The organism is Rhodococcus sp. As11 (genome assembly GCF_048957735.1).
In the GTDB taxonomy this organism is placed as follows: domain Bacteria; phylum Actinomycetota; class Actinomycetes; order Mycobacteriales; family Mycobacteriaceae; genus Rhodococcus; species Rhodococcus gordoniae.
This window is the reverse complement of record NZ_JARDJE010000017.1, coordinates 111,149-137,823: the sequence shown is the minus strand read 5'-3', so window position 1 is coordinate 137,823 and position 26,675 is coordinate 111,149. Positions and strand designations below refer to the sequence as shown.

Here is a 26,675-nt window from a genome sequence, read left to right as displayed (position 1 = left end):
CGGTCTTCGGTGCTGTTGATGTGCTCACCGGCGAGCATCGCCTCGCGGGCGGCGGCCACACCCGTCTGCTCGGCGAGTTCGAGCAGGGTGTGCAGCACCGGGGTGTCGAGGCGTTGTTTGCTGAAGTCGACCACCAGATCCCCCGTGGGGATCGTCAGTGCCGAGACCCGGTCGGGTTCGATGGTGAACAACTGCCGCAGTGACACCGATTCGAGCCGGTCGCGATGGTTTTCCAGAGCTTTCCACGGTGCCGTTGCGGTTACGTCGCTCATGTCGTCGACAGTAGTGCGCCCCGAGGGGGTGTGCCCGGTGTGTGAAGGCGGGGATCCCGAGGTTCCCGGCAGCGAGCGGCTGTGGCGCGCATGATGGGGCATATGGATGCTGCAGAACTGATTCGGTCCGTCCCCACCGACCTGTTCCTCGGCGGTGAATGGGTTGCGGCCGAGAACGGAGCCACTTTCGGAGTCCACGATCCCGCGACCGGCGAAGAACTCGCGCGTGTCGCCGACGCCGGGCCCGGTGATGCCGTGCGGGCCCTCGACGCGGCCGTCGCGGCCGGTCCGGCGTGGGCCGCGACCCCACCGCGCGAACGCGCCGAACTACTGCGGGCGGTCTGGCAGAAGATCACCGACCGCGCCGACGACTTCGCGCTGCTCATGACCCTCGAAATGGGTAAGGCACTGCCGGAGAGCCGGTCCGAGGTGACCTACGGGGCCGAGTTCCTGCGGTGGTTCTCCGAGGAGGCCGTCCGCATCTCCGGTCGCTACACACCCGCCCCGGCCGGAACCGGACGTGTCCTCGTGACCAGACAACCCGTCGGCCCCTGCCTGGCCATCACGCCGTGGAACTTCCCGCTCGCGATGGGCACCCGCAAGATCGGCCCCGCCCTCGCCGCGGGCTGCACGATCATCGTCAAACCCGCCTCCGAGACACCACTCACCATCCAGCTGCTCGCACAACTCTTCGACGAGGCAGGACTGCCCGCCGGCGTCCTGTCGGTGCTGCCGTCCTCGCACGCGAGTGAGGTCACCGGTCCGCTCCTCGAGGATCCCCGATTGCGCAAGCTCACCTTCACCGGCTCCACCGAGGTGGGGCGCACGCTCGCCGAGAAGGCCGGTCGATCACTGCTGCGCACGTCGCTCGAACTGGGTGGCAACGCGCCGTTCGTCGTCTTCGAGGACGCCGATCTCGACGCGGCCGTCGAGGGTGCGGTGGCAGCCAAGCTGCGCAACGGGGGAGAGGCCTGCACGGCCGCGAACCGTTTCCACGTCCACAATTCGGTGCGCGAGCAGTTCGTCGCGAAGCTCACCGAGCGCATGGCGTCGTACAAGCTCGGGCCGGGAACGGAGCCCGACGCGACGCTGGGCCCGCTCGTCAACGAGAAGCAGAAGAAGACCGTGATCGAACTCGTGCAGGACGCGGTATCGGCGGGTGCCTCGGTGCGACTGGGCGGTGAGGCCGCGGACGGTCCGGGATGGTTCTATCCCGCCACCGTGCTCGACGACGTGCCGCACCAGGCACGCATCCTGAAGGAAGAGGTGTTCGGACCGGTCGCGGCCGTCACCGGCTTCGACACGGAGGAGGAAGCGCTCGCGGCTGCGAACGACACCCGGTACGGGCTCGCCGCCTACATCTTCACGCGCGATCTCGACCGCGCCCTGCGCGTGTCGCATGCGCTCGAAACCGGCATCGTGGGTGTGAACCGCGGTGTCGTCTCGGACGTCGCGGCACCGTTCGGCGGGATCAAGGATTCCGGGCTGGGACGCGAGGGCGGCACCGAAGGCATCGAGGAATTTCTCGAGACCAAGTACATCGCCCTGCAGTGAGAGCGGTGGGGAATCAGTGACCGGGACGGCCCCGCCGTCAGTGACCGGGACGGCCCCGCCGTCAGTGACCCAGACGGCCACGCCCGAGGCGGAGCAGCAGCATCGCCAGGGTGTGGCCTTCCTGGCCCAGTTCGCTGAACCGCTCGAGGACCTTCATCTCGCGGCTGTGCACGAGACGGGTACCGCCGGATGCCATCCGGGTACGCCCGATCATGCGAGAGACCTCGGTGCGCCGCTTGACCGCAGCCAGGATCTCGGCGTCGAGGCGATCGATCTCCTTGCGGAGCTCCTCGATCTCGGCTTCGGTGGGCACTCCGGCGTCGTCGGCTTCTGCCGGCTCGCCGGAAAGGGAAGAATCGATGTGCGTGCTCATGTCGTCTCCTCGCATCTGCTCTGAAGGATCGCCCGTCTGGGAGCGGCTGTTACCGGTATCGGGTCGGGCCGGCCGTCGGGAATCGACAGCGACAACCGGAACTCGATCCGAGCCTGCAAAGGACAGAAGACATGGCCCCCAGTTTGCCACTCACCCTGTCGGCCCTGCCACTCGCCCTGATCGACGGTGCGGTCCGGATCCGTTGTCCGGGCGGTCCGGTAGTTTGGTGAAACGATGAACACTCCCGTCGCACTCGCACACTCCCGCCCCGGATCCGATGCTCTTCTCGAAGGGCTCAATCCGCAGCAGCGGGAAGCGGTCACGCACGAAGGAGCCCCGCTGCTCATCGTCGCGGGTGCCGGCTCCGGCAAGACGGCCGTGCTCACGCGACGCATCGCCTATCTGCTGGCCGAGCGCGGCGTCGCCCCCGGTCAGGTGCTCGCCATCACGTTCACCAACAAGGCTGCCGCCGAGATGCGCGAGCGGGTGGCGGCCCTGGTGGGGCCGCGCGCGAACGCGATGTGGGTCTCGACCTTCCACTCCAGCTGTGTCCGGATCCTCCGCGCCCAGGCCGCTCTGCTCACGGGCATGAATTCGAATTTCACGATCTACGACGCCGACGACTCCCGTCGTCTGCTCACGATGATCGCGAAGGATCTCGAACTCGACAGCAAGAAGTACTCCGCGCGGCTGCTGTCCACGCAGATCTCGAACCTGAAGAACGAGCTGATCGGGCCCGACGAGGCCGCGCACGAGGCGGAGACCGATTCGGCGGCCACCGAACTCACCCGCGTCGTCGCGCGGGTCTACGCGCACTACCAGCAGCGCCTGCGCACGGCGAACGCCTTCGACTTCGACGACCTCATCGGCGAGACGGTGGCGCTGCTGCAGGCACATCCGCAGGTCGCCGAGTACTACCGGCGCCGGTTCCGTCACGTGCTCGTCGACGAGTACCAGGACACCAACCACGCGCAGTACGTGCTGGTGCGCACCCTCGTAGGCGATCCGGAGGAGGAATCTGCCGTTCCCCCGAGCGAATTGTGCGTGGTGGGCGACGCCGACCAGTCGATCTACGCCTTCCGCGGCGCCACGATCCGCAACATCGAGGAGTTCGAGCGCGACTATCCGCAGGCCCGCACGATCCTGCTCGAACAGAACTACCGCTCCACCCAGAACATCCTGTCGGCGGCGAATTCCGTGATCTCCAAGAACACGGGTCGCCGCGAGAAGCGGTTGTGGACCGATTCGGGCGAGGGCGAACTCATCACCGGTTACGTCGCCGACAACGAGCACGACGAGGCCCGGTTCGTCGCAGCCGAGATCGACCGGCTCGTCGACGGCGGCGACACCACCTATTCCGACATCGCGGTGTTCTACCGCACCAACAATGCCTCCCGTGCGTTCGAGGACGTCTTCATCCGGCACGGAGTGCCCTACAAGGTCGTCGGCGGGGTGCGGTTCTACGAGCGCAAGGAGGTGCGCGATGTCGTCGCGTACCTGAAGGTGCTCGACAATCCGGACGACACGGTGAGCCTGCGGCGCATTCTCAACACCCCTCGTCGCGGTATCGGTGATCGCGCCGAGGCGTGTGTGGCGGTCCACGCCGAGCGCCTGGGTGTGAGTTTCGGGCAGGCACTCATCGACGCCGCTGCCGGCAAGGTCGCGCTGCTGAACACGCGGGCGCAGAAGGCGATCGCCGGATTCGTCGAGATGATGGACGGCCTGCGGACGATGCTCGTCGCGAGCGACGCCGACGGCAACGACATGGTCGACATCGGCGATGTGGTCGATGCGATCCTCGAACGCACCGGATACAGCGCCGAGTTGTCGGCGAGCGACGATCCCCAGGACGGCGCCCGTCTCGACAACCTTCACGAACTTGTCAGCGTGGCAAGGGAATTCAGTGCCGACGTTCGCAACGCGGCCGGGATCGTCGACGACGAACGCGAGGAGGGCGATCCCGAACCGGGATCACTCGCAGCGTTCCTCGAGAAGGTCTCGCTCGTCGCCGACGCCGACCAGATCCCCGAGAACGAGGCCGGCGTCGTCACGCTGATGACGCTGCACACCGCGAAGGGTCTCGAGTTCCCGGTCGTCTTCGTCACCGGCTGGGAGGACGGCCAGTTCCCGCACATGCGCGCCCTCGGAGATCCGGCCGAGCTGTCCGAGGAACGACGTCTCGCGTATGTGGGTCTCACCCGGGCCAGGCGTCGTCTCTACCTCTCGCGGGCCGTATTGCGCTCGTCCTGGGGGCAGCCGCTCACCAATCCGGAATCCCGTTTTCTGCAGGAGATTCCGCAACATCTCATCGACTGGCGACGCCTCGAGTCCACACCTGCACGCGGGCAGGCGATCGGTTCGGGCACGGGTTCACGCTTCGGTGCGGGCGAGGGGCGGGGTTCGTCGAGCACCCCGAGTTTCGGTGCGGCGCGCGGACGCAACAACCACTTGGTGCTCGACGTCGGCGATCGCGTCAGTCACGACAAGTACGGTCTGGGAACGGTTCTCGAAACCCGCGGGTCGGGCCCCACGGCTACCGTCGTGATCGATTTCGGTAGTGCCGGCAAGGTGCGGCTGATGCTGGTCGGCGGTGTGCCGATGGTGAAGCTCTAGGGCGCTCCGGCCTTGCTTTTCGGCCGTCTGCTCCCGCTGCGGTCGGCAATCAGTCGCGGTCGGGGCCGAGCGAGATGCCGCGTGTGGCGAGCCACGGAAGCGGGTCGATCTTGTCGACGCCGTTGAGGTGCACCTCGAAGTGCAGGTGCGGGCCGGTGGAGAAGCCGCGATTGCCCATGGTGGCGATCTGGTCGCCGGCCATGACCCGCTGACCCACGCTGACGAGCGACTGGTCGATGTGCCCGTACACGGTGACGGTGCCGTCGGCGTGGAGGAGCCGGATCCACATGCCGAATCCGGAGGCCGGACCGGAATCGATGACCTCCCCGTCGGCGACCGCGAGGATCGGGGTGCCGATGGGACCGGCGATGTCGATGCCGGCGTGGAGCGTGCCCCAGCGGGCACCGAAGTGCGAGGTGAACGAACCCACGGCGGGAAGCACGAACAGCGGGCGGCGGGCGGCGGCCTCGCGCGCAGCGCGTTCCTCGCTGAACCGCTGACCCTTGGCCAGGAGATTCGAGAACTGCGACAGATCGTTCGGATCGGCGATGTTGAGCACCTGCGGAGCCTGCGACGGCTCGGCGTCGGCGCTCGGTGCGAACTGCGCGGCCTGGGGCACGGCGGTGGCGGTGATGACCGACGAATCTGCTTCACCGGCGGCGAGAGCGACCTCGGAGTGTCCGGTGCTCTGCCCCGGACCGCCGTTGGCTGCGGCCTGGCCGGCTGCCACGACGGCACCGGCAGCGACCGCGAAGACGGCGGCGCGGCCTTTGAGGGCGGTGGGGGGAGTGGGAAGTCGATGGGCTCCACCACGGGACGCGGGAGCGGTGACGTCGCTGCTCTCGGAGTGATCGCGCGAGAAGCGGTCGTCGCGGACGGCGTGGCCGTGGGAATCGGAGTAGTAGGTCGCCTCGGGACCGGGGCCGGTGTTCCGGAAATCCAGCGTGGCGGCTTCCCAGGGATTCCAGTCGTCGGGGGTCGATTCGGGACGGCGGGTTCGGCTGCCGGCACTCGGACTGCCAGAGCGCATGCCATCCTCCGTTCGTGACCTCATCGTTACTTCGACCAGGCGACGGTAACGAAGCGATCGCGGGGGTGGCAAGCCGTAGTTCGTCCAGCAGACGTTATGTGAGTGGCATCACAGTTCAAACCAGGGCAAATTGGGACATGGGCCAGCCGATGCGGGCTCGAACACTGTTCTGCGACATGTCACGAGTTCGTTGTGCGCCCGTCAGGCGGGATCCGGTGCCGATGGGCAAGTGGCCACCTGTCATTCTGAACCGAGTGCTCCACTCGATCGTGGCGTCGGCCACGTTTCGGGAGGGGAACTGCGAAGTCGTTCCCGGAACCGACGCGCACGTGACCTGTACCACATGGGACTGCCGCGCGTGATCCGCGGCCCGGCCGAGAAACTAGAGTCCGAAACGACCCGCTCGATACCCCGGAGCGGGCGTGAACGCAGACGAGACGGTGAGCAGATGGATCTCTTCGAATATCAGGCGAAGGAACTCTTCGCCAAGCATGACGTGCCGACGTCGGCCGGCCGTGTTACCGACACTGTCGCCGGTGCCCGCGAGATCGCGGAGGAAATCGGCAAGCCGGTGATGGTCAAGGCCCAGGTCAAGGTCGGCGGCCGCGGCAAGGCCGGTGGCGTGAAGTACGCCGCCACCGCAGACGACGCGCAGACCCACGCCGAGAACATCCTCGGCCTCGACATCAAGGGTCACATCGTCAAGAAGCTGCTGGTCGCCGAGGCCAGCGACATCGCGGAGGAGTACTACATCTCCTTCCTGCTCGACCGCACCAACCGCACCTACCTGGCCATGTGCTCGGTCGAGGGCGGCATGGAGATCGAAGAGGTCGCCGCCACCAAGCCGGAGCGCCTCGCCAAGGTGCCCGTCGACGCCGTCAAGGGTGTCGACCTGGCCTTCGCGCGCGAGATCGCCGAGAAGGGTCACCTGCCCGCCGAGGTGCTCGACGCCGCAGCCGTGACCATCCAGAAGCTGTGGGAGGTCTTCGTCAAGGAAGACGCTCTCCTCGTGGAGGTCAACCCCCTCGTCCGCACCCCGGACGACCAGATCCTCGCCCTCGACGGCAAGGTCACCCTCGACGCCAACGCCGACTTCCGTCAGCCCGGCCACGCCGAGTTCGAGGACAAGGACGCCACCGATCCCCTCGAGCTCAAGGCCAAGGAGAACGACCTCAACTACGTCAAGCTCGACGGCGAGGTCGGCATCATCGGTAACGGCGCCGGTCTGGTCATGTCGACCCTCGACGTCGTCGCCTACGCAGGCGAGAAGCACGGCGGCGTCAAGCCCGCCAACTTCCTCGACATCGGCGGCGGCGCGTCCGCAGCCGTCATGGCTGCCGGTCTCGACGTGATCCTGAACGACGCTCAGGTCAAGAGCGTGTTCGTCAACGTCTTCGGTGGCATCACCGCGTGCGACGCGGTCGCGAACGGCATCGTCAAGGCCCTCGAGATCCTCGGCGACGAGGCCAACAAGCCGCTGGTCGTCCGCCTCGACGGCAACAACGTCGACGAGGGTCGCCGCATCCTCGACGAGGCCAACCACCCGCTGGTCACCGTCGTCGCCACCATGGACGAGGCTGCCGACAAGGCGGCCGAACTCGCCTTCGCAGCGAAGTAAAGGGACACACAGAACAATGGCAATCTTCCTTACCAAGGATTCCAAGGTCATCGTCCAGGGCATCACCGGCGGCGAGGGCACCAAGCACACCGCGCTCATGCTCAAGGCCGGCACCCAGGTCGTCGGCGGCGTGAACGCCCGCAAGGCCGGCACCACGGTCTCGCACACCGACAAGGACGGCAACCCGGTCGAGCTCCCCGTCTTCGGCTCCGTCGCCGAGGCCATCAAGGAGACCGGCGCCGACGTCTCGATCGCGTTCGTCCCCCCGGCCTTCTCGAAGGACGCCATCGTCGAGGCCATCGACGCGGAGATCCCGCTGCTCGTGGTCATCACCGAGGGCATCCCCGTGCAGGACTCCGCGTACGCGTGGGCCTACAACGTCGAGAAGGGCAACAAGACCCGCATCATCGGCCCCAACTGCCCCGGCATCATCACCCCGGGTGAGGCGCTCGTCGGCATCACCCCGGCGAACATCGCCGGCAAGGGCCCGGTCGGCCTCGTGTCCAAGTCGGGCACCCTGACCTACCAGATGATGTACGAGCTGCGCGAGTACGGCTTCTCCACCGCCATCGGCATCGGCGGCGACCCGGTCATCGGCACCACCCACATCGACGCCATCGAGGCGTTCGAGAAGGACCCGGAGACCAAGGTCATCGTCATGATCGGCGAGATCGGCGGCGACGCCGAGGAGCGCGCGGCCGATTACATCAAGGCCAACGTGACCAAGCCGGTCGTCGGCTACGTCGCGGGCTTCACCGCCCCCGAGGGCAAGACCATGGGCCACGCCGGCGCCATCGTCTCGGGCTCCTCGGGAACTGCTCAGGCCAAGAAGGACGCTCTCGAGGCGGCAGGCGTGAAGGTCGGCAAGACGCCGTCCGAGACCGCTGCGCTCGCTCGCGAGATCCTGCAGTCGCTGTAAGCAGCTTCGCCGCCCGTGCGCGTTTCAGGTAGCTGTTGCTACCGGAAACGCGCACGGGCGTTTCAGGCGTCGATCCAGTCGACACCCGCGGGTTCGAGTTCGGCCGCACCGGACGTCAGCGATGCCACCCAGCCCTCCAGTTCACCGCGCTCGCGCCCCGCGACAGTGAGGACCACCCTGTCCGCATAGGCGACGTCGAGCACCACGACCCCCCGTCCCCGCAGTTCCGCCTCCACGCGACCCGCCTCGGCGTGATCGATCGCGAGGGTGAACTTCTCCTGCTGCCGGCGTTCGACGAGGGAAGTCTCGTCCAGCGCCGCGGTGACCGCGCCCGAGTACGCGCGCACCAGACCGCCCGCGCCGAGCTTGATCCCACCGAACCACCGGGTCACCACCACCGCGACGTTCACGAGATCCCGGTGATGGAGGACCTGCAGCATCGGTATCCCGGCGGTGCCGCCCGGTTCGCCGTCGTCGCTCGACCGCTCCGCGCGCATCGACCGGTCGTCGCCCACCACGAACGCCCAGCAGTGGTGTCGGGCATCGGGATACAGTCGGCGTTGTTCGTCGACGAAGGCGAGCGCGGCGTCGGCCGTGTCGACACGGCGAACCGCGGCAAGAAAGCGCGAGTGTTTGACCTCCGTCTCGACCACGACATCGGGACCCGGGGCGAGAGTGTGCGGCATGGGCCCCATTCTCTCGGGTAGTCCCTAGGCTGGTAACTGCAGGACGAGCAACCGACACACACCGACCGACGGCAGGAGAATCGATGACATTCCCCGCAGGCGCATCCGCCCAGAGCAAGGTGGTGCCGTTGCTGCTGCCACTCGCAGTGGCCGTGCTCGGTGCCGTGAACTTCCTGCTCGGCCTCACCCCGTTCGTGAACATCACCTTCGGCTCCCAGGTGGCGCTCACCTCCTTCGATTTCGGCTTCGCCGTCGTGCCCCTGGCCTTCCTGCTCTTCGGTGGTGTGAGCGCCGCACTGTCGCTGCTGCCCGGCCAGGATCTGCGTGCCGTGGCCGTCGCGGCCTCGGGCGTCGGTTTCGTCACGTCGCTGTTCCAGCTGTTCCACCTACCCGAGGACACCGGAATCGCGTGGGGTGGTGTGACGATCCTCGTTCTCGGCTTCCTGCAGTTCGCGCTGGCGCTCGTGGCGTTGCTGTTCGGTCTCGGCATCCTCGTGTCCGGGCGGTCGGGTGGCCGCGGCTCGTTCGGATCGCCGCAGGCCGCCGGGCAGTACCCGGGATCGGGTGGCGCTCCGGGATCCGCGCAGCAGCAGGGCTTCGGTGCGCCCCAGGGATACGGACCCCAGGGCTACGGACAGCCGCAGGGTTACGGCTCCCAGCAGCCGGGAGTCGCCGCGGGGCAGTCCCAGTTCGAGGCGCCTCATCCGGGGCATCAGGCGTATCCGGGGCAACAGGGGTCGTCGGGGGAGTACTCCGGTGCCCAGCAGTACGGCGGGTCGCAACAGTATCCGGGGTCGCAGCAGTACGGCGGAGGGCAGCAGTTCCCGGGTGGCCAGCAGTACGGCGGGGGAGCGCAGTATCCCGGTGCCCAGCAGTACGGCGCTCAGCCCTATTCGGGTGCGCAGCAGTACTCCGGTGGACAGCAGTACACGGCCGCGCAGCCGACGCAGCAGTACCCCGTGCAGGAGTCGCCCGCGACGCCGGAATCGACCGATCGCACCGACGCCCCGGCCGACCGGACCGAGTCCGGGACCCACACCACGGGCACGGACCATCGCGAGGAGACCGGCACCTCCGCGACCGGCGACCAGGACGCCACGCAGGCCTTCCGCGCCCCGGACGACCAGCGGTGAGCGGCGCGCCTGACACCACGATCGCCGCGACGGTGACACTCTCGACCCGATGACTTCGACGCTCGGCCGGTCGACCCGGCACGTTCCACCCGACGACGACCACCTGGACCCGGAGCGGTTCCGCATCCTGCTCGGTACCGCGGCCCGTGTTCCGGCGGTGACGCTCGCCGTCGTGGCCACGATCGTGGTGACGACGATGGTCGTCGCCAACAGCGACCTCACCGGCATCTACGCCGCGATCGCCGGAACGTGGCTCGCGCTGCACCAGGTGACGCTCACGATCGACGGCACGTCGCTCGGCGTGCTGCCGCTGGTGCCCACGGCGATCCTGCTCTGGCAGGCCGCACGCGGATGCGCATCGGCGGCCGACGCGATCGTCGAGAACAGCGGCTACGCCCTCGACCGGCAGGACGTCTCCCGCATCACCGTCGCAACCCTCGCGGGTCCGCTCCTGGTGACCGCCGCGTCGCTGATCGTGCTCCAGGACGCGGCGAGCGTGCTGCCGGTGACGCCACCGAACGCCGCAGCCGCCCTGGCATGGGTCACCGGCATCTACCTCCTCGCGGCGCTCATCGGTATCGGGTCCCGAGTGTGGAAGCCGGTCGTGCGGTACTACTCGGCGCCCGACTGGCTCGTGCTGGCGTTCCGTCCGGCGCTGCGGGTGCTGCTCGGGATGTTCGCGGCCGGTGGGGTCGCGGTCGTGGCAGGGCTTCTGTGGTCGTGGAACGTCGTCGGCGAACTGCTGGCGCGCGGTGACCACTGGACCGGCGTGCTGGGTCTGACGGTGATGTCGATCCTGTATCTGCCCAACATCGTTATCGGAGCCGCCGCCGTTCTCGCCGGCAGCACCGTGCACTTCGGCGACATCCACCTGAGCCTGTTCGAGGCGACGGGTGGTGACCTCCCGGCCCTGCCGGTACTCGCGGCGGTCCCCTCCGGCCCGGCCGCGGCGTTCTGGCCGGTGCTGCTGGCCGTTCCGGCGACGATCGGTGCGCTGCTCGGCCGCTTCGCCGCCCAGCGGACCCTGCAGGCGAAAGCCGACGGTGTTCCGGTCGGCAGCGCCGACGCGGCGTGGACGGTACTCGCCGCCGCAGCGGGAGCCGGACTCGTCACGGCGCTGGCGACCTGGGTCGCGGGTGGCCCACTCGGAGTCTTCGGCGTGGTCGGTGCCAACTGGTGGCTCGCCGGAATCCTCGTCTTCGCGTGGTCGGGGCTGCTCGGCATCATCACGGCCCAGCTGCTGATGTGGCGCGAAGGGCGGCTGGCCGCGGCCGCGCTGCGGGCCGACGCCGCGGTCGACGAGGAGACCGCGGAGAGCGCAGCGGACGCAGCCGACACGGACGCAGCGGACGCGGATGACGTCGACGCAGAATTCGAGTCGTCCGAAGCCGACACTCCTGCACTCGAGGCTCCTGCCACCGAGGACACGGCGGCCGAGAACACGGCGGCCGACGAGGACGGCGACACTGCCGAGGACAGTGCATCCGAGGCGGACGACGAGCCGGTCTCGGAGAGCGACACCGACCCCGACTCGGAGAGCGACACCGACCCCGACTCGGACGGTGCCGCCGATACGGACTCGGAGGGCGTCATCGACGCCGAGGTCGTCGAGATCGTCGAGGAGGACGAGCCCGACGAGGAGGTCGCGAACAAGGCCGACAAGGGCGCCGACTAGGCTCTCCTACGGCCGGTCGATCGGCCGACCCACCTCGACTTCACAGGAGTGGACCCTGACTGCCTCGCGTGACCAGCTGCCGCCCACCGCGCCGGCGCGGCTCGTCGTCCTCGCCTCGGGTACGGGCAGCCTGCTGCGTTCGTTGCTCGAGGCCACTCGGACAGACGGATATCCCGCAACGGTCGTCGCCGTGGGTGTCGATCGCGAGTGCCCTGCGGAAGGGCACGCGGCCGACGAGGAGATCCGGTCGTTCCGCGTCGCACTGCGCGACTTCGAGGACCGTGCCGCATGGGACCGAGCGCTGACCGACGCGGTCGCCGCCCACGAACCGGATCTCGTGGTGTCCGCGGGCTTCATGAAGATCCTGGGCCCGGCGTTCCTGGACCGGTTCGCCGGTCGCATCATCAACACGCATCCCGCGCTGCTGCCGTCGTTCCCCGGCGCGCACGCCGTCGCCGACGCCTTGGCCTACGGCGTCAAAGTCACCGGTTCGACGGTGCACCTCGTCGACGGAGGCATCGACACCGGGCCCATTCTCGCGCAGGAAGCGGTGCAGGTGCTCGACGATGACGACGAGGACACCCTGCACGAGCGCATCAAGGTTGTGGAGCGACGGTTGCTTGCCGAGGTGGTCGCCGCCGTCGCCACCCGTGGAGTTGTTTCCGATGGACGAAAGGCCGTGATCCCCGGTGACCGAACGTAAGACTGTGCGCCGCGCGCTGGTCAGCGTGTACGACAAGAGCGGGCTGGTGGAGCTGGCGACAGGGCTCCACGCGGCAGGAGTCGAGCTGGTCTCGACCGGCTCCACGGCAAAGACCATCGCCGACGCAGGCGTGCCGGTGACGAAGGTCGAGGAATTGACCGGTTTCCCCGAGTGCCTCGAAGGCCGGGTGAAGACCCTGCACCCGCGCGTGCACGCCGGCATCCTCGCCGACACCCGCAAGCAGGACCACCTCGACCAGATCGCCGATCTCGGCATCGAGGCGTTCGAACTCGTCGTCGTGAACCTCTACCCGTTCACGCAGACGGTCGCCTCGGGTGCGAGCCCCGACGAGTGCGTCGAGCAGATCGACATCGGCGGCCCGTCGATGGTCCGTGCCGCGGCGAAGAACCATCCGTCCGTCGCGGTGGTCGTCGACCCGGCTGCCTACGGTGACGTGCTCGCCGCCGTCGAGGGTGGCGGTTTCACCCTCGAGGAGCGCAAGCGCCTTGCCGCGCAGGCCTTCCAGCACACCGCCGCCTACGACGTGGCGGTGGCGAGCTGGATGAACAGCGGCTACGCGACTCCCGAGAACGACGAGTCGCAGTTCCCGGCGTGGACCGGCGCGACCTGGATCCGCGCGAATGTCCTTCGGTACGGCGAGAATCCGCACCAGGCTGCGGCGCTGTACGTGAACGAGGCCGGCGAGCCGGGGCTCGCGCAGGCCGAGCAGTTCCACGGCAAGGAGATGTCCTACAACAACTATCAGGACGCCGACGCCGCCTGGCGCGCCGCGCACGACCACAGCGAGCCGTGCGTCGCGATCATCAAGCACGCCAACCCGTGTGGCATCGCGATCGCCGACGACATCGCCACCGCGCACCGCAACGCGCACGAGTGCGATCCGGTCTCGGCCTTCGGCGGCGTCATCGCCGCGAACCGTGAGGTGAGCGTCGAGATGGCCGAGCAGGTCGCCGAGATCTTCACCGAGGTGATCATCGCCCCGTCGTACGCCGACGGTGCCGTCGACGTGCTCTCCCGCAAGAAGAACATCCGCATCCTGCGCGCCGATTCGCCGCAGTCGGCACCGGTCGAGATCCGTCAGATCTCCGGTGGTCTGCTCCTGCAGGAACGCGACGTGCTCACCGCGGACGGCGACTCCACTGCGAACTGGCAGCTCGCGTGCGGTGAGGCCGCGGACGAGGCCACGCTGCGCGACCTCGAATTCGCTTGGCGCGCATGTCGTGCCGTGAAGTCCAACGCGATCCTGCTGGCCTCGGGCGGCGCGACAGTCGGTGTCGGTATGGGTCAGGTCAACCGTGTCGACTCGGCGCGTCTCGCCGTGACCCGCGCGGGTGAGCGGGTCGCCGGGTCTGTCGCCGCGTCGGATGCCTTCTTCCCGTTCGCCGACGGCCTGCAGGTGCTCACCGAGGCCGGAGTGAAGGCGATCGTGCAGCCGGGCGGCTCGGTGCGCGACAACGAGGTCATCGAGGCTGCTCGCGAGGCGGGCGTGACCCTGTACCTCACGGGCGCGCGGCACTTCGCGCACTAGTTTCGAACACACCACGCGCGGCACCCGCGCGCACCGTCGCTCAGGCGGCGTGCGCGTGGGTGCCGTTGTCGTGTGCGGTGGGTTCGACGGTGCGCTTGCCGCGGCCGTCGGAGATGACGAGCTTGGCCGCGCCACGATCGAGCAGTTCACGGATGAGATCTGCCGATGCGGCTCCGCTCTCGGTGCCGCCGACCCGGCTCAGGTCGATGGTGATGGCGTGACCGGTGAGGTCGTCGGGCAGTTCGGTCGACACGGTGCCGCCGGATTCGATTCGCAGTTTCATGGTGTTTCTCCTGTCGAGGTGATCTTGTACGGGTCGCGGCCGGGGATAAAGAAAGGGCACCCGGGGCCATGTGCCCCGAGTGCCCGAGAACGAGTCGTCGTCCGACTTCTATTCTCGGGATCGCTCCGCCGCGAAGTGGAAGAAAAGGTGCGAGAACGGTACGGAACACCCGGCTACGTACATCTGCTTGTATCGCATCGGACCGTACCTTTCTCGTGTGAACCAGTGGGTTAACGGAAGACCATACACGAACAACGCGGAATGGACATTTGTTATTTCGCGTCGTCGTCGATGATCAGTCCTCGAGCTTGTCGAGCCACGCCTCGAAGCCCGAGGTGAACTCCTCCGAGTAGGGCAGATCCGCGATGTAGTCGGCGCCCGTGGACTGCTGGTCGCCGATGTCCTTGAGCGCGTGGTTGGTGTGCGTCATCCGCAGCGACGTCAGGCGGGTGTGCACGAGGGCCGCGTCGAGGGCGTCGACGTCCTCGACCCGCACCTGGATGTCCTTCGTGGAGACGCTGGTCAGTACCGGCAGGTCGCCGGCGACCTGCGCGGCGAGCATGCGCGGGTCGAGCGAGTCCTCCTCGGCGAGCGCCTTCGCGTTCGTCGGCACGAGACCGGCGTTGCGCAGCGGCTCGGGCAGGGCGTCGCTGAGCGTTCCGTCGGCGCGCAGCGACTCGACCGCCCCCGTCAGCGCGACCCGCAGTTCGTCGGCGATCTGAATCGGCAGCTGGCCGGCGGCGACCACGGCGTCGAGCTGCGCGTCGATCTGCGCGGTCAGCAGGTCGAGCAAGCGCACGGCGAGTGGTTCGAGCAGGCCCAGGCCGGCGATGGAGTCGTTGTCCTGTGCGAGCGACAGCGCGATGAGCGCGCCTTCGCTGTGCCCGACGACGTAGAGACGCTGCGCGTCGACTCCGCGCTGGGAGCCGAGAAAATCGAGTGCGTCGGAGGCGGCGTCGATGAACGTCGAGAAGCCGAGATCGGCGACGTCCTCCACGCTGTACGGGCCGAGGCCGGTCGTGCCGCTGCCGAGCTTGTCGTACCGCAGGCTCGCGAAACCGTGGCGTTCGAGCACGTCGGCGAGGTGGCGCAGCGTGCCGATCGATCCCGGGAGCAGCGCGCTGTCGCCGTTACGGTCGGTGGGGCCGCTGCCGGCGAGCAGCAGGACGCCGGGCACCGGACCTCTCATGGAGACGGGTACCCGCACACTGCCGTGCAGGGTGACGTCGCCGCTGGAAAAGGTGATCTCGGTGTCCGACATGTCATGTGTCTATCAGAAACCGCCGGGTCGACCCGTATCGAGGGCGCCCGGGTGTGCCGTCGGCTTCGTGCGTGTCGCACGGGCCCGGCGCACCCGGCGGTAACCCCGTACACCGAGCCACCCGAACAGGGCCAGGAGCGGGACGACGAGCAGGGGAGCGAGCAGCGAGATCAGCGACGTGACGAACGAGGTGACGCTCTCCACGATCGACAGCACCGGATTACCGAAACCCGCTGTGGTCGCGGTGCTCGCGACCCGCGTGCCCGTCTGCGCCGTGCTCACCGCCAGGGCGGTCGGGGCGCCGATGACGATGCCGGCGAGCGCCGCCGTCGCGGGATCGAGGCTCGCGAAGGCCGCCCACGCCGCGAGTGCACCCGCGATCGGCCGAATGACCGTGCCGACGGCGGACAGGGCGTTGTCCACGAGCGGCACGAGATCGGCGACGACCTCCACGACGGTGGCGATCGCCAGGGCGACGAGCGCCGAGGTGGACCCGAGCCACTGCATGGATTCGTTGAGGACGACACCGAAGAGTTCGAAGTGCACCGCGGCGGACAAGAGCAGCAGTGGCAGGAAGGTACGCAGCCCGGTGGCGGCGGCGAGTCCCAGCCCGAGCAGGGCCGCCAGGATCCAGGTGTCCATGCGGCGAGTGTAGGTGGCCGGGCCATGGGGGGATCACGGATGCCGAAACGACGGTTCGGTCGTACCTTGGGTGAGGTGACGTCACCCACACCGCGCCCCTCCACGGTCGGCGAGCTCCGCGCCTCCGGCCACGTGCAACGATCCGTCAAGGACGAGATCCGGCACAACCTGCTCGCCGCGCTGCGCGACGGTACCGATCCGTGGCCCGGCATCCTCGGTTTCGAGGACACCGTCGTCCCGCAGCTCGAACGCGCCCTCATCGCCGGTCACGACGTGGTCCTGCTCGGCGAACGCGGTCAGGGCAAGACCCGCCTGCTACGTACCCTGCCGCTGCTGCTCGACGAATGGACCCCGGTCATCGCGGGTTCGGAGCTCGGCGAGCATCCCTACGAGCCCATCACCCCGGCGTCGATCCGCCGGGCCGCCGAACTCGGCGACGACCTGCCCGTCGCGTGGCGGCACCGCAGCGAGCGGTACGCCGAGAAGCTCGCGACGCCCGACACCTCGGTCGCCGACCTCGTCGGCGACGTCGACCCCGTGAAGGTCGCCGAGGGCCGCAGCCTCGGTGATCCGGAGACGATCCACTTCGGTCTCGTGCCCCGCGCGCACCGCGGCATCGTCGCCGTCAACGAACTACCCGACCTGGCCGAACGCATCCAGGTGTCGCTGCTCAACGTCATGGAGGAACGCGACATCCAGGTCCGCGGTTACACGTTGCGCCTGCCCCTCGACGTGTTGCTCGTGGCGAGTGCGAACCCCGAGGACTACACGAATCGCGGCCGCATCATCACTCCGCTCAAGGACCGCTTCGGAGCGGAGATCCGCACGCACTACCCGACGCGACTCGAGGACGAGATCGCCGTCATCGAGCAGGAGGCGCATCTGCAGGCCCGCGTCCCCGACTATCTGCTCGAGATCCTGGCGCGGTTCACCCGGCTGCTGCGCGAATCGACGTCCGTCGACCAGCGTTCGGGTGTCTCTGCACGGTTCGCCGTCGCCGGCGCCGAGACCGTCTCGGCCGCGGCCCTGCATCGCGGTGCGGTCCTGGGCGAGGACGATCCGGTCGCGCGTCCCGTCGATCTCGGCACCGTCGTGGAGGTGCTCCGAGGCAAGGTCGAGTTCGAATCCGGCGAGGAAGGAAGGGAATTCGAGATCCTCGATCATCTCCTCCGGCGCGCGACGGCCGAAACGGCCCGTTCGCGACTCGCGGGCGTCGATCTCGGGCCGTTGGTCTCCGCCGTCGAGCAGGGCGAGCCGGTGGTCACCGGCGAGCGGATCACCGCGAAGGTGCTGCTCGACGAACTCCCCGAACTGCCCGTGCTCGATGCCGTCGCCGAACGGCTCGGTGCCACCGACACCGGAAGTCGCGCTGCGGCAGTGGAACTCGCCCTCGAAGGGTTGTATCTGGCGCGACGGATCGCCAAGGACACCGGCGACGACGGCTCGGCGGTGTACTCCCGATGAGCAGGTCCGCCCGCTACGGTCCGTATGCCGGGGGCGATCCGCTCGCCCCGCCGGTGGATCTGCGCGACGCACTCGCCGCGATCGGCGACGACGTCATGGCGGGCGCGTCACCGAAGCGCGCCCTGCGGGAGTTGCTGCGCCGCGGTCACGACGGTATGCGTGGCCTCGACAAGCTTGCCGCGCAGGCGAATCGGCGTCGACGACAGCTGCTCGACCGCACCAACCTCGACGGCACCCTCCAGGAGGTGCGCGAGCTTCTCGATCGCGCCGTGCTCGAGGAACGCAAAGAACTGGCCCGGGCCCTCGACGACGACGCGCGGTTCGCCGAGATGCGGATCGAGGAACTGCCGCCGTCGACGGCGCAGGCGGTGCAGGAACTCGCCGACTACGACTGGCGCAGCGCGCAGGCCCGGCAGGACTACGAGAAGATCCGCGACCTGCTCGGGCGGGAGATGCTCGACCAGCGGTTCGCGGGGATGAAGCAGGCACTCGAAGGTGCCACCGAAGCCGACCGGCAGCGCATCACCGACATGCTGAACGACCTCAACGACCTGCTCGACAAGCATGCGCGCGGCGAGGACACCGACGAGGACTTCGAGCAATTCATGGCCGAGCACGGGGAGTTCTTCCCCGAGAATCCGCAGAACGTGGAGGAACTGCTCGATTCCCTCGCGCAGCGCGCGGCGGCGGCGCAGCGGTTGCGCAACTCGCTCACCCCCGAACAGCGCGACGAACTCGACGCTCTCGCACAGCAGGCCTTCGGGTCCCCGTCGCTGACGAACCAGCTCGACCGTCTCGACGGTCACCTGCGTGCCGCACGCCCCGGGGAGGATTGGACGGGTTCGGAACGGGTGCGCGGCGAACAGGGCATGGGTCTCGGCGAGGCCACCGCAGCTCTACAGGAATTGTCCGAACTCGACCAGCTCGCCGAGCAGCTGTCGCAGCAGTACGCCGGGGCGTCGCTCGATGACATCGACCTCGACGCGCTCGCCCGTCACCTCGGACCGGAGGCCGCGGCCGATGCGCGCACCCTCGCCGAACTCGAGAAGGAACTGCAGCGGCAGGGCTTCTTCGACCGGGGTGCCGACGGGCAGTGGCGCCTGTCGCCCAAGGCGATGCGCAGTCTCGGCGAGGCGGCGCTGCGCGACGTCGTCGACCGCATCTCGTCGCGTACCGGGCAACGCGAGTCGCGCCGCGCGGGTGTGCTCGGTGAACCGACGGGCGCGTCGAAGGTGTGGGAGTTCGGCGACACCGAACCATGGGACGTCGTACGCACCCTCACCAACGCCACCCTGCGCAGTCCCGGGCTGCCGGTGCGGATGTCGGTGCAGGACGTCGAGGTGATCGAGACCGAACAGCGGACGCAGGCGGCGGTCGCGCTGCTCGTCGACACATCGTTCTCGATGGTCATGGACGGTCGCTGGGTGCCGATGAAACGCACCGCGCTGGCGCTGAACCATCTGGTGTCCACCCGATTCCGTGGGGATGCGCTGCAGCTCATCGCGTTCGGCCGTCACGCTCGCGTGGTGTCGGCGTCCGAACTGGCCGGACTCGACGGGGTGTACGAGCAGGGCACCAATCTGCACCATGCCCTGATGCTCGCGGGTCGTCATCTGCGTCGTCATCCCCACGCGCAGCCGGTGGTCTTCGTCGTCACCGACGGTGAACCCACCGCCCATCTCGAAGCGGACGGCTTCGCGGCCTTCGACTACCCACCGAGTTCGCGCACCCTCGGGTTGACGGTGCGCGAACTCGACCACGTCGCGCGGCTCGGTGCCCAGGTGACGATCTTCCGGCTCGGCAGCGACCCCGGACTCGCACGCGTCGTCGACGTACTGGCCCGGCGCGTCGGGGGGCGTGTGGTCGCGCCCGACGTCGACGGTCTCGGGGCGGCGGTCGTCGCCGACTACGTCCGTGCCCGCCGAAGGTCCTAGTCGTTCGAGGTACGCGCGAACGTCCACGTGGTGGTCGCGGCGACGGACAGCAGTATCGCGGTCACCCAGAACACCGATGCGACGCCGGCGATCCCGGCGACGGCCCCGGCGGCAAGGGGCACCGCGACCTGCCCGAGACGATTACCCGTCAGCCGCATCGCCAGCGCCGACGCGCGGTCGGACGGTGCGACGAGTCCGACCACCCACGTCATCGTGAGCGGCTGGCCGACACCCCAGAACATTCCGCACACGGCGAGCAGCGCGCCGATGACCCATGGATTCGGCACGAGCGGTATCAGCGCGACCGGCACGACGGTGCCCGCGGTCGCGGAGACGAGGAGCCACGTGCGCGGAATGTGCCGCAGCGCCCACGGCAACAAAGCGCGCGCGACGATGGAGGCCACGGTGCGGGCGGTGAGCAGGATCGTCACCAGGAGCACACCGAACCCGAACTGCTCACCGAGCAGCGGGAGATAGGCGACGACGAGGTCGACGGACGCGAGAACCACCAGGCTCGACAGCATCGCCGGCTTCATGCCCTTCGTCGCGAGCATCGACAGGATCGACTGGGGTGCGCCGTCCTCCGCGGTGCGTCCCGATCCGGGTGGTTCGCGCAGACCCAGTACCAACGGCAGAGCGAGCAGCGAGACCACCGTCATCACCAGCAACGCACCCGTGGTCTCGACGGATCCGTTTCCGTCGTCGGAGGTCGCGGCGATCGCGCCGGCCACCGGCACACCGACGGCCTGCCCGACCGACACGCCCAACGTGATGCCGGCGAATCCGCGATCCAGTTCGCCCGGCGGCGACAGGATCGACACGAACGCCTGCCCGGACACCGTGACGAGCAGTTGTCCGAGTCCGAGCACGATATTGCCGAGGGCCAGCACGATCAGTCCCGAACTGAGAGCGATCGACCCGGCGCCGACCGTGGTGACGACGATGCCCGAACGGAGGACGGCGGTCGCGTGGCCACGATCCACGGCGCGTCCCATCAGTACCGCCGCCACCAGGGGGACGAGCGCGTAGAGAGCGGTGACGGCACCGATGGTCGCGGCGTCACCACCCAGCGCGAGGATCCGGTAGGAGACCAGCACACGGATCGACTGGAACGCGGCGTGCAGCAGAGCGGTGGACAGGCACAGGTACAGCAGCCAGTGACGCGGAGGGAGCGGCATGCGTCAGGCGTCGGCCGTCACGACCCGGTCGCCGAGCGGCGACCGCAAGGGGACGTCGAGGGTGCCGACGACGGCGACCATGACGCACATGCGGTCCTGCATCTCCGGCAGGGTGCCGCCGAGCAGCGTCACCGTCACCGTGTCGTCCGTTTCGGCGACGGTCGCGTCGACGCCGAAGCACTCGGGGGTGCCCGTCTCGAAATGCAGGGCGATCCGGTCGTCGCTCACCCGCGACCACGACATGATCGCCAGCGGATGCGCGTCGACGATGTCGGGCCGCGGCGAGAACTCCGTCGCCCCTGCCGGAGCCGGTTTCTCCGGCAGGGCCGGCACGTCCGGGGCGCTCGACCCGCAGGCCGCGATGAGCAGGCATATCGCAAGCACGATGATTCCCCGGCAGACACGGACGACGGAACGCATGTCTCCCACGGTATTCCTGGGCCGCGTGGTCATCACGCCAGCAGGGCGGCGGTCACGCCGATCGCAGGAATGGAGGCGAGGGTGGTGACGAGCGCGGCGTCGCGGGCGAGCACCGTGCCCCGGCCGTAGGCGCTCGCGTAGACGAACACGTTCTGCGCGGTCGGCAGCGCCGCGACCACGACCACCGCGAACAGTGCGTGACCGTCGAGGCCGACCACGAATCGCCCCAGCAGGTACGCGAGGACGGGCTGGACGAGAATCTTGAGCACCGAGGCGAGCGCGATGTCGCGGCGCGGGCTCGTCCCCTTCTCGAGCACCCGGACCCCCTGCAGCGACAATCCGAACGCGAGCAGCGCACCGGGTACCGACGCGCCGCCGAGCAGATGGAACGGCTGCAGCAGCGCTTCCGGCGGTGTCCACCCGCTGATCGCGATGGCGAGTCCGGCCGCGGCGGCGAGGACGATGGGGTTCTTGAACGGCGCGAGCAGGGTATCGAGGCGCGAGACCCCGGCACGCATCGTCGACAGGTCGAGCATCGTCAACGCGATGGGGGAGAGCACCACGATCTGGAACAACAGCAGGGGCGCGACGAACGACGCGTCACCCAGGACGAAGACCGCGATCGGGATGCCGAGGTTCGCGGAGTTGACGTATCCGGCACACAGTGCCCCGATGGTCGCTTCGGGGACCGCGCGTCGCAGCCGGAGCCTGGCGACGACGAAGTGCACGATCGCGACGGTGAAGGCGGTGGCCGCCGCGATGTAGAGGTTGGGCGAGAAGATCACCGACAGGTCGGACGTCGCGAGTACGTCGAACAGCAGAGCAGGAGTGGCGACGAAGAAGACGAGCCGGCTGAGCACCGTCTGGGCGTCGTGTCCGAGGGTGCCCAGGCGCCCCAGCGTGAAGCCGATGGCGATGATCACGAAGATGACACCGAAGCCCGCGATCACACCCGACACGGTTGCTCAGTCTAAGGATCCTGTGGATGAATTCCTGAGGCAGGCGCCCGGAGTGCAGTTCTTGTCGATCGAAGTCGAATTTTTCGACGGCAACTGCTCACTCGGGAACGTTCATCCACAGGGCGACGATCCGGCAGCAGTTGGGTCGACGGTCGCGCTCCGGCGGAGCTGCTCCGGACCGGGAGTCGCCGCGGCACGGCCGGGGTGAGGGTGCACGGCGACACCGTGCACGAGGAGGAGGTCTGCGAGCGCGAGGGGATGTCGGTGACGACTCCCGCGCGGACCGGTTTCGATCTCGCCCGGTGGCTCGCACCCGCGCGAGCCGTCGAACAACTCGATGCGTTGTGCCGGGCCACCGGACTGGATCCGGCGGACATCCTCGCCCTCGCCGACCGGTACCGCGGGGAGCGTGGACTTCCGCAGGTGCGCGCTGTCGTACCCCGAGTGGACCCCGGCGCCGAGTCTCCACCCGAGACCAGGGTTCGCCTGTTGCTCGTGCATCACGGACTGCCGACGCCGGCCACCCAGGTGCCGATCGTCGACGAGGGGGGTGATCGGTTGGGCGGACATGGGGTGGCACGAATGGCGCACCGCCGTCGAGTACGACGGGGTGCACCACTGGACCGACGAGCGTCAACGCACCAAGGACATCGAGCGCTACGAGTCGTTCGCATCGCTGGGCTGGTCGGTGGTCCGGGTGAACTCCGAGCAACTCCGAATGCGTCCGCTGACGATCGTCGAACGGGTCCGCAGGGCGCTGCGGGCTTCGGGCGCACCCGTGTGACGTGCACTTCTCGTCGAAAGTCCCTACTGATTTCGACAAGACCTGCACACACGACGACGCCGCCCCTCCCGATGGGAGAGGCGGCGTCGGAAGCTTCGACCTACTTGCTGCTGACGTAGGGGAGCAGAGCCATCTCGCGGGCGTTCTTCACCGCGACGGCGACCTGACGCTGCTGCTGCGGGGTCAGGCCCGTGACGCGACGGCTGCGGATCTTGCCGCGGTCGGAGATGAAGGTGCGGAGCAGGTTGACGTCCTTGTAGTCGACGTACTCGATCTTCGCCGCGAAGAGGGGATTCTTCTTGGGCTTGCGTCCCTCGACGGCACGCGACTTCTTGGACGGTCCTCGCTTGACTGCCATATCTCGCTCCTCACCAGCTCGACTTGTGGACGCCGGGTAGTTCCCCGCGGTGGGCGAGTTCACGCACACGCACTCGTGAGAGCCCGAACTTTCGCAGGTGGCCGCGCGGGCGACCGTCCGCAGCGTCTCGATTGCGCAATCGTACCGGACTGGCGTCGCGGGGCAGACGTTGCAGTGCCCGCTGTGCTTCGTGGCGCTCCTCGGGGGAGGAAGACGGCCTGCGCACGATGTCCTTCAGTTCCGCGCGGCGCTCGGCGTACCGGGCCACGATCACCTTCCGCTGCTCGTTGCGTGCGATCTTCGATTTCTTCGCCACGACTACTTCTCCTCACGGAAGTCGACGTGCTCGCGCAGCACGGGGTCGTACTTGCGCAGCACGAGCCGATCGGGATCGTTCCGCCGGTTCTTCCGGGTGACGTAGGTATAGCCGGTTCCGCCGGTGGACCGGAGCTTGACGATGGGCCGGAGTTCGTTGCGGGCTGCCATCAGATCTTCTCCCCGCGTGCGCGCAGGCGTGCGACGACGCTCTCGATGCCGTCGCGGTCGACGGTCTTGATCGCCTTGGCCGACAGGTTCACCGTGATGCGGCGGCCCAGTGAGGGCACGAAATAGGTCCTGCTCTGGATGTTCGGGTTCCAGCGGCGGCTGGTGCGGACGTGGGAGTGCGATACGGATTTCCCGAATCCGGGACGCCGTCCGGTGAGTTGGCAGGTGGCCGACACGCCGGCTCCTTCCTCGTAGGTAACGACAATCATTTTCGACAAAGTGCTTCGACGACTGTACGCTTCGATTTCGTTAATGACAATCGTTACCGAAAGGACCGATGTGGACACCAGGACGCCGCTCGTCATCGTCTGCGGATGGCGCGGACGCACAGCGCACGTCGCGCGGTCGCTCCTGCGTCCGGGCACCGCGGTCGTCCACCACGACCTGTCCGGTCTCGACCAGGGCGTGCTCCGCCGCACCGTGCTCACCGTCGAAGGCGAGCGCACCGAGATCCTCGAACTCGCCCACGGATGCGTCTCGTGCACGCTGCGCGAAGATCTGCTGCCGCTTCTCCGGCGACTACGCGACTACAGCACCGTCGACCGGATCGTCCTGCACCTCGACCCGCAACTCGAACCCGAGGCACTGTGCTGGGCCGTCGAACACGTCGTGGTGAGCGGGATCGTCGGTCGCGTCGACGGACCCGCGTCCCTCGACGTCCGGGTGGACGGCGTCGTGACCTGTCTCGACGCCGCGACCTGGCTCGAGGACGCGACGGGCGACGACGAACTGAACGAGCGTCCCGACGACGACCGCACCCTGGCGCAGGTCGTCGTCGGGCAGGTCGAATTCGCCGATGCTCTGGTGGTGCTCCCGGGAGCGGACGGCTGGCAGCAGGCCCGCCTGCACGCCGTGCTCACCCGGCTCGCCCCGGACGCGCCGATGGCATGGACGGCCGAACCGGACGTCGAGCGTCTGCTGCAGGAGATACCCGACACCGCACGCCGCGGAACGATCGACGGGGCACACTCGCCGCTCCTGCGCGGTCAACCTCCTCTCGACGAGGACTGCGGAATCCGCCTCGTCGAATTCTCCGCCACCCGCCCCTTCCATCCGGAACGTCTCCACCACGCGATCGACGTGCTGCTCGACGGCGTCGTGCGCGCCCGCGGGCGACTGTGGATCGCCACGCAACCCGACAACGCGCTGCTCGTCGAATCCGCCGGCGAAGGACTGCGCGTCGCTCATGCCGGTCCGTGGCTCGCCTCGATGACTCCCGAGCAGCAGCGCGAGGTCCCGGAGGAACGCCGCGCGATGGCATCCCTGCGCTGGGACGAACGCTACGGCGACCGGGACACGAGCATCGTCGCCCTCCTCCACGACGCGGACCCGGAACTCGTCGACCGCACCCTGCGCGCGGCGGTCGTGACGGACGACGAGTTCGCCCGGCCCGATCTGTGGCCCACCTGGCACGACCCCTTCGGGCAGTTCCACGAAGACCCCTGTGACGACCTCCCGGCAGACCGCCGTGACAACGAGAGAGAAGGACACCGATGAAACCAGGCCTGCACCCCGACTATCACCCCGTCGTCTTCCAGGACGCCAACACCGGCGCGACCTTCCTGACCCGGTCCACCGCGACCTCCGAACGCACGACGGTGTGGTCCGACGGTCGCACCTACCCGCTGATCGTCGTCGACGTCACGAGCGACTCGCATCCCTTCTGGACGGGTGCCGCCCGCCTGCTCGACACCGCCGGCCGCGTCGAGAAGTTCGAACGCAAGTACGGCCGGCGCCGGCCCTGAATCCGGCCCCGCGTCCGAGACGATCCGACCCCGAAGGAAGACGATATGGCAGTCCCCAAGCGCAGGAAGTCCCGCTCCAACACCCGCCATCGCCGATCGCAGTGGACGGCGAACGTCCCCGATCTCGTGCCCGTCACCGTCGGCGGGATGACCGTGAGGGTTCCCCGCAGACTCGTCCGGGCCGTCCTCACCGGTGATGTCGATCCCAGGGGCCACTGAGATGTAGGACTCGTCCGCCGCGGGTTCTCAGCGCGCTCTCAGTAGGTGCGGGCCACAATGGTGATCATGCGCATTCTGGTGGTCGACGACGACCGTGCGGTGCGGGAGTCGCTGCGCCGGTCCCTGAGCTTCAACGGATACACGGTCGACCTCGCCACGGACGGACAGGACGCCCTCGAACAGGTCACGGCGTCGCGTCCGGATGCGATGGTGCTCGATGTGATGATGCCGCGCGTCGACGGCCTCGAGGTGTGCCGCCGGCTGCGCAGTACCGGCGACGACCTGCCGATCCTCGTGCTCACCGCCCGCGACTCCGTCTCCGAGCGGGTCGCGGGTCTCGACGCGGGCGCCGACGACTACCTGCCGAAACCGTTCGCGCTCGAGGAACTGCTCGCGCGTCTGCGGGCGCTGCTGCGTCGCGCCACCCCCGACCCCGACAGCTCCGCCGACGAAGTGCTGCGCTTCGCCGACCTCAGCCTCGATCCGGCGACCCGAGAGGTCACCCGCGGCGACCGGCAGATCAGCCTCACCCGCACCGAGTTCTCCTTGATGGAGATGCTCATGGCGAACCCGAGAAGGGTGCTCACCCGCAGCCGCATCCTCGAGGAGGTGTGGGGATACGACTTCCCGACCTCCGGCAACGCCCTCGAGGTCTACGTGGGGTATCTGCGACGCAAGACCGAAGCGGGTGGGGAACCGCGGTTGATCCACACGGTGCGCGGCGTCGGGTACGTGCTGCGCGAGACCCCGCCGTGAG

Annotated in this window: 29 protein-coding genes and 1 pseudogene; 15 read left to right on the top strand and 15 right to left on the bottom strand. The window is 68.5% G+C overall.

All coding sequences use genetic code 11. The features are described 5' to 3' along the window. Positions 1 to 272: pseudogene (locus PV766_RS19350) on the bottom strand (glucose-6-phosphate isomerase); the annotation flags it as partial. Between the two features lie 102 nt (positions 273 to 374). Between PV766_RS19350 and PV766_RS19345 the strand changes: the two are divergent. Further along, on the top strand, positions 375 to 1,826 hold the full coding sequence (locus PV766_RS19345; RefSeq protein WP_129977046.1) for an NAD-dependent succinate-semialdehyde dehydrogenase: 1,452 nt from the start codon (positions 375 to 377) through the stop codon (positions 1,824 to 1,826). 61 nt (positions 1,827 to 1,887) lie between these two features. On the opposite strand, the gene PV766_RS19340 is transcribed toward PV766_RS19345, so the two are convergent. Beyond that, positions 1,888 to 2,199: a chorismate mutase gene (locus PV766_RS19340; RefSeq protein ID WP_016932179.1), complete on the bottom strand. Its 312-nt coding sequence runs from the start codon at positions 2,197 to 2,199 to the stop codon at positions 1,888 to 1,890. 234 nt (positions 2,200 to 2,433) lie between these two features. Between PV766_RS19340 and pcrA the strand changes: the two genes are divergently transcribed. Beyond that, the gene (pcrA, locus tag PV766_RS19335) at positions 2,434 to 4,812 is read left to right on the top strand and encodes a DNA helicase PcrA (protein ID WP_129977045.1); all 2,379 of its coding nucleotides are present in this window, start codon (positions 2,434 to 2,436) and stop codon (positions 4,810 to 4,812) included. A 49-nt stretch (positions 4,813 to 4,861) separates the two neighbouring features. Here pcrA and PV766_RS19330 read toward each other — a convergent pair whose 3' ends face one another. Continuing rightward, positions 4,862 to 5,842: a M23 family metallopeptidase gene (locus PV766_RS19330; protein ID WP_129977044.1), complete on the bottom strand. Its 981-nt coding sequence runs from the start codon at positions 5,840 to 5,842 to the stop codon at positions 4,862 to 4,864. A 448-nt stretch (positions 5,843 to 6,290) separates the two neighbouring features. Between PV766_RS19330 and sucC the strand changes: the two genes are divergently transcribed. After that, complete coding sequence (gene sucC / locus PV766_RS19325; protein WP_016932176.1) at positions 6,291 to 7,460, top strand: ADP-forming succinate--CoA ligase subunit beta; 1,170 nt, start codon at positions 6,291 to 6,293, stop codon at positions 7,458 to 7,460. A gap of 16 nt (positions 7,461 to 7,476) precedes the next feature. Further along, on the top strand, positions 7,477 to 8,379 hold the full coding sequence (gene sucD, locus PV766_RS19320) for a succinate--CoA ligase subunit alpha (RefSeq protein WP_016932175.1): 903 nt from the start codon (positions 7,477 to 7,479) through the stop codon (positions 8,377 to 8,379). A 62-nt stretch (positions 8,380 to 8,441) separates the two neighbouring features. On the opposite strand, the gene PV766_RS19315 is transcribed toward sucD, so the two are convergent. Then, positions 8,442 to 9,065: an IMPACT family protein gene (locus tag PV766_RS19315; protein ID WP_129977042.1), complete on the bottom strand. Its 624-nt coding sequence runs from the start codon at positions 9,063 to 9,065 to the stop codon at positions 8,442 to 8,444. Positions 9,066 to 9,148: 83 nt separating this feature from the next. Here PV766_RS19315 and PV766_RS19310 point away from each other — a divergent pair, with 83 nt between their 5' ends. The 4 genes from PV766_RS19310 to purH are packed head-to-tail and all read left to right on the top strand — an operon-like array spanning position 9,149 to position 14,125. Further along, positions 9,149 to 10,198, top strand: coding sequence for a DUF5336 domain-containing protein (locus PV766_RS19310; RefSeq protein WP_129977041.1), 1,050 nt, complete (start codon positions 9,149 to 9,151; stop codon positions 10,196 to 10,198). Between the two features lie 49 nt (positions 10,199 to 10,247). Further along, a complete protein-coding gene (locus tag PV766_RS19305) occupies positions 10,248 to 11,873 on the top strand; it encodes a DUF6350 family protein (protein ID WP_129977040.1) in 1,626 nt (541 codons plus the stop codon). A 55-nt stretch (positions 11,874 to 11,928) separates the two neighbouring features. Beyond that, positions 11,929 to 12,576 (top strand): phosphoribosylglycinamide formyltransferase, encoded by a 648-nt coding sequence (purN, locus tag PV766_RS19300; protein WP_174906192.1) that lies wholly within the window; start codon positions 11,929 to 11,931, stop codon positions 12,574 to 12,576. Further along, entirely contained in the window at positions 12,563 to 14,125 is a 1,563-nt protein-coding gene (purH, locus tag PV766_RS19295) for a bifunctional phosphoribosylaminoimidazolecarboxamide formyltransferase/IMP cyclohydrolase (RefSeq protein WP_026002846.1), read from the top strand. Before purN ends, purH begins: the two co-directional genes overlap by 14 nt. Positions 14,126 to 14,165: 40 nt before the next feature. On the opposite strand, the gene PV766_RS19290 is transcribed toward purH, so the two are convergent. The 3 genes from PV766_RS19290 to PV766_RS19280 all read right to left on the bottom strand — a co-directional run bounded on the left by PV766_RS19290 (position 14,166) and on the right by PV766_RS19280 (position 16,311). Next, a complete protein-coding gene (locus PV766_RS19290) occupies positions 14,166 to 14,408 on the bottom strand; it encodes a hypothetical protein (RefSeq protein ID WP_016932169.1) in 243 nt (80 codons plus the stop codon). Positions 14,409 to 14,703: 295 nt separating this feature from the next. Then, positions 14,704 to 15,669 carry an alpha/beta hydrolase gene (locus PV766_RS19285; protein WP_421097666.1) on the bottom strand — a complete coding sequence of 322 codons (966 nt, stop codon included), beginning with the start codon at positions 15,667 to 15,669 and terminating at the stop codon, positions 14,704 to 14,706. A gap of 12 nt (positions 15,670 to 15,681) precedes the next feature. Continuing rightward, positions 15,682 to 16,311, bottom strand: coding sequence for a DUF4126 domain-containing protein (locus PV766_RS19280; protein WP_255162304.1), 630 nt, complete (start codon positions 16,309 to 16,311; stop codon positions 15,682 to 15,684). A gap of 75 nt (positions 16,312 to 16,386) precedes the next feature. Here PV766_RS19280 and PV766_RS19275 point away from each other — a divergent pair, with 75 nt between their 5' ends. Together PV766_RS19275 and PV766_RS19270 are read left to right on the top strand one after the other, a co-directional pair. After that, on the top strand, positions 16,387 to 17,775 hold the full coding sequence (locus PV766_RS19275) for an ATP-binding protein (protein ID WP_024103175.1): 1,389 nt from the start codon (positions 16,387 to 16,389) through the stop codon (positions 17,773 to 17,775). Then, on the top strand, positions 17,772 to 19,709 hold the full coding sequence (locus PV766_RS19270; protein WP_129977038.1) for a vWA domain-containing protein: 1,938 nt from the start codon (positions 17,772 to 17,774) through the stop codon (positions 19,707 to 19,709). Before PV766_RS19275 ends, PV766_RS19270 begins: the two co-directional genes overlap by 4 nt. Here PV766_RS19270 and PV766_RS19265 read toward each other — a convergent pair. The 4 genes from PV766_RS19265 to PV766_RS19250 all read right to left on the bottom strand — a co-directional run bounded on the left by PV766_RS19265 (position 19,706) and on the right by PV766_RS19250 (position 22,836). Then, positions 19,706 to 20,887 carry an MFS transporter gene (locus PV766_RS19265; protein ID WP_421097665.1) on the bottom strand — a complete coding sequence of 394 codons (1,182 nt, stop codon included), beginning with the start codon at positions 20,885 to 20,887 and terminating at the stop codon, positions 19,706 to 19,708. The two genes, PV766_RS19270 and PV766_RS19265, sit on opposite strands and share 4 nt — an antisense overlap. 3 nt (positions 20,888 to 20,890) lie before the next feature. Next, positions 20,891 to 21,307, bottom strand: a complete 417-nt coding sequence (locus PV766_RS19260; protein WP_421097664.1) for a hypothetical protein — start codon at positions 21,305 to 21,307, stop codon at positions 20,891 to 20,893. Positions 21,308 to 21,339: 32 nt separating this feature from the next. Then, positions 21,340 to 22,266 carry an AEC family transporter gene (locus PV766_RS19255; protein ID WP_421097663.1) on the bottom strand — a complete coding sequence of 309 codons (927 nt, stop codon included), beginning with the start codon at positions 22,264 to 22,266 and terminating at the stop codon, positions 21,340 to 21,342. Between the two features lie 111 nt (positions 22,267 to 22,377). After that, positions 22,378 to 22,836 (bottom strand): hypothetical protein, encoded by a 459-nt coding sequence (locus PV766_RS19250; protein ID WP_421097662.1) that lies wholly within the window; start codon positions 22,834 to 22,836, stop codon positions 22,378 to 22,380. Between PV766_RS19250 and PV766_RS19245 the strand changes: the two genes are divergently transcribed. Continuing rightward, complete coding sequence (locus PV766_RS19245; protein ID WP_421097661.1) at positions 22,835 to 23,050, top strand: DUF559 domain-containing protein; 216 nt, start codon at positions 22,835 to 22,837, stop codon at positions 23,048 to 23,050. The two genes, PV766_RS19250 and PV766_RS19245, sit on opposite strands and share 2 nt — an antisense overlap. A gap of 100 nt (positions 23,051 to 23,150) precedes the next feature. Here the strand turns inward: PV766_RS19245 and rpsR are convergent, their stop codons facing one another. Genes rpsR through rpmB form a run of 4 tightly spaced genes read right to left on the bottom strand, consistent with a single transcriptional unit; the run spans position 23,151 to position 24,130 of the window. Then, entirely contained in the window at positions 23,151 to 23,408 is a 258-nt protein-coding gene (gene rpsR, locus PV766_RS19240) for a 30S ribosomal protein S18 (protein ID WP_006553776.1), read from the bottom strand. A gap of 10 nt (positions 23,409 to 23,418) precedes the next feature. After that, the gene (gene rpsN / locus PV766_RS19235; protein WP_129977035.1) at positions 23,419 to 23,724 is read right to left on the bottom strand and encodes a 30S ribosomal protein S14; all 306 of its coding nucleotides are present in this window, start codon (positions 23,722 to 23,724) and stop codon (positions 23,419 to 23,421) included. Between the two features lie 2 nt (positions 23,725 to 23,726). After that, positions 23,727 to 23,894, bottom strand: coding sequence for a 50S ribosomal protein L33 (rpmG, locus tag PV766_RS19230; protein WP_064064695.1), 168 nt, complete (start codon positions 23,892 to 23,894; stop codon positions 23,727 to 23,729). Further along, positions 23,894 to 24,130, bottom strand: coding sequence for a 50S ribosomal protein L28 (gene rpmB, locus PV766_RS19225; RefSeq protein WP_129977298.1), 237 nt, complete (start codon positions 24,128 to 24,130; stop codon positions 23,894 to 23,896). Before rpmB ends, rpmG begins: the two co-directional genes overlap by 1 nt. Positions 24,131 to 24,233: 103 nt before the next feature. Here rpmB and mrf point away from each other — a divergent pair, with 103 nt between their 5' ends. From mrf to PV766_RS19205, 4 genes are all read left to right on the top strand, one after another. Further along, on the top strand, positions 24,234 to 25,451 hold the full coding sequence (mrf, locus tag PV766_RS19220) for a ribosome hibernation factor-recruiting GTPase MRF (RefSeq protein WP_129977034.1): 1,218 nt from the start codon (positions 24,234 to 24,236) through the stop codon (positions 25,449 to 25,451). Continuing rightward, positions 25,448 to 25,699 carry a type B 50S ribosomal protein L31 gene (locus PV766_RS19215; protein WP_016932326.1) on the top strand — a complete coding sequence of 84 codons (252 nt, stop codon included), beginning with the start codon at positions 25,448 to 25,450 and terminating at the stop codon, positions 25,697 to 25,699. Before mrf ends, PV766_RS19215 begins: the two co-directional genes overlap by 4 nt. 45 nt (positions 25,700 to 25,744) lie before the next feature. Further along, the gene (rpmF, locus tag PV766_RS19210; RefSeq protein ID WP_421097660.1) at positions 25,745 to 25,918 is read left to right on the top strand and encodes a 50S ribosomal protein L32; all 174 of its coding nucleotides are present in this window, start codon (positions 25,745 to 25,747) and stop codon (positions 25,916 to 25,918) included. 66 nt (positions 25,919 to 25,984) lie between these two features. After that, complete coding sequence (locus PV766_RS19205; RefSeq protein ID WP_026002878.1) at positions 25,985 to 26,674, top strand: response regulator transcription factor; 690 nt, start codon at positions 25,985 to 25,987, stop codon at positions 26,672 to 26,674. Position 26,675: the final 1 nt, after the last annotated feature.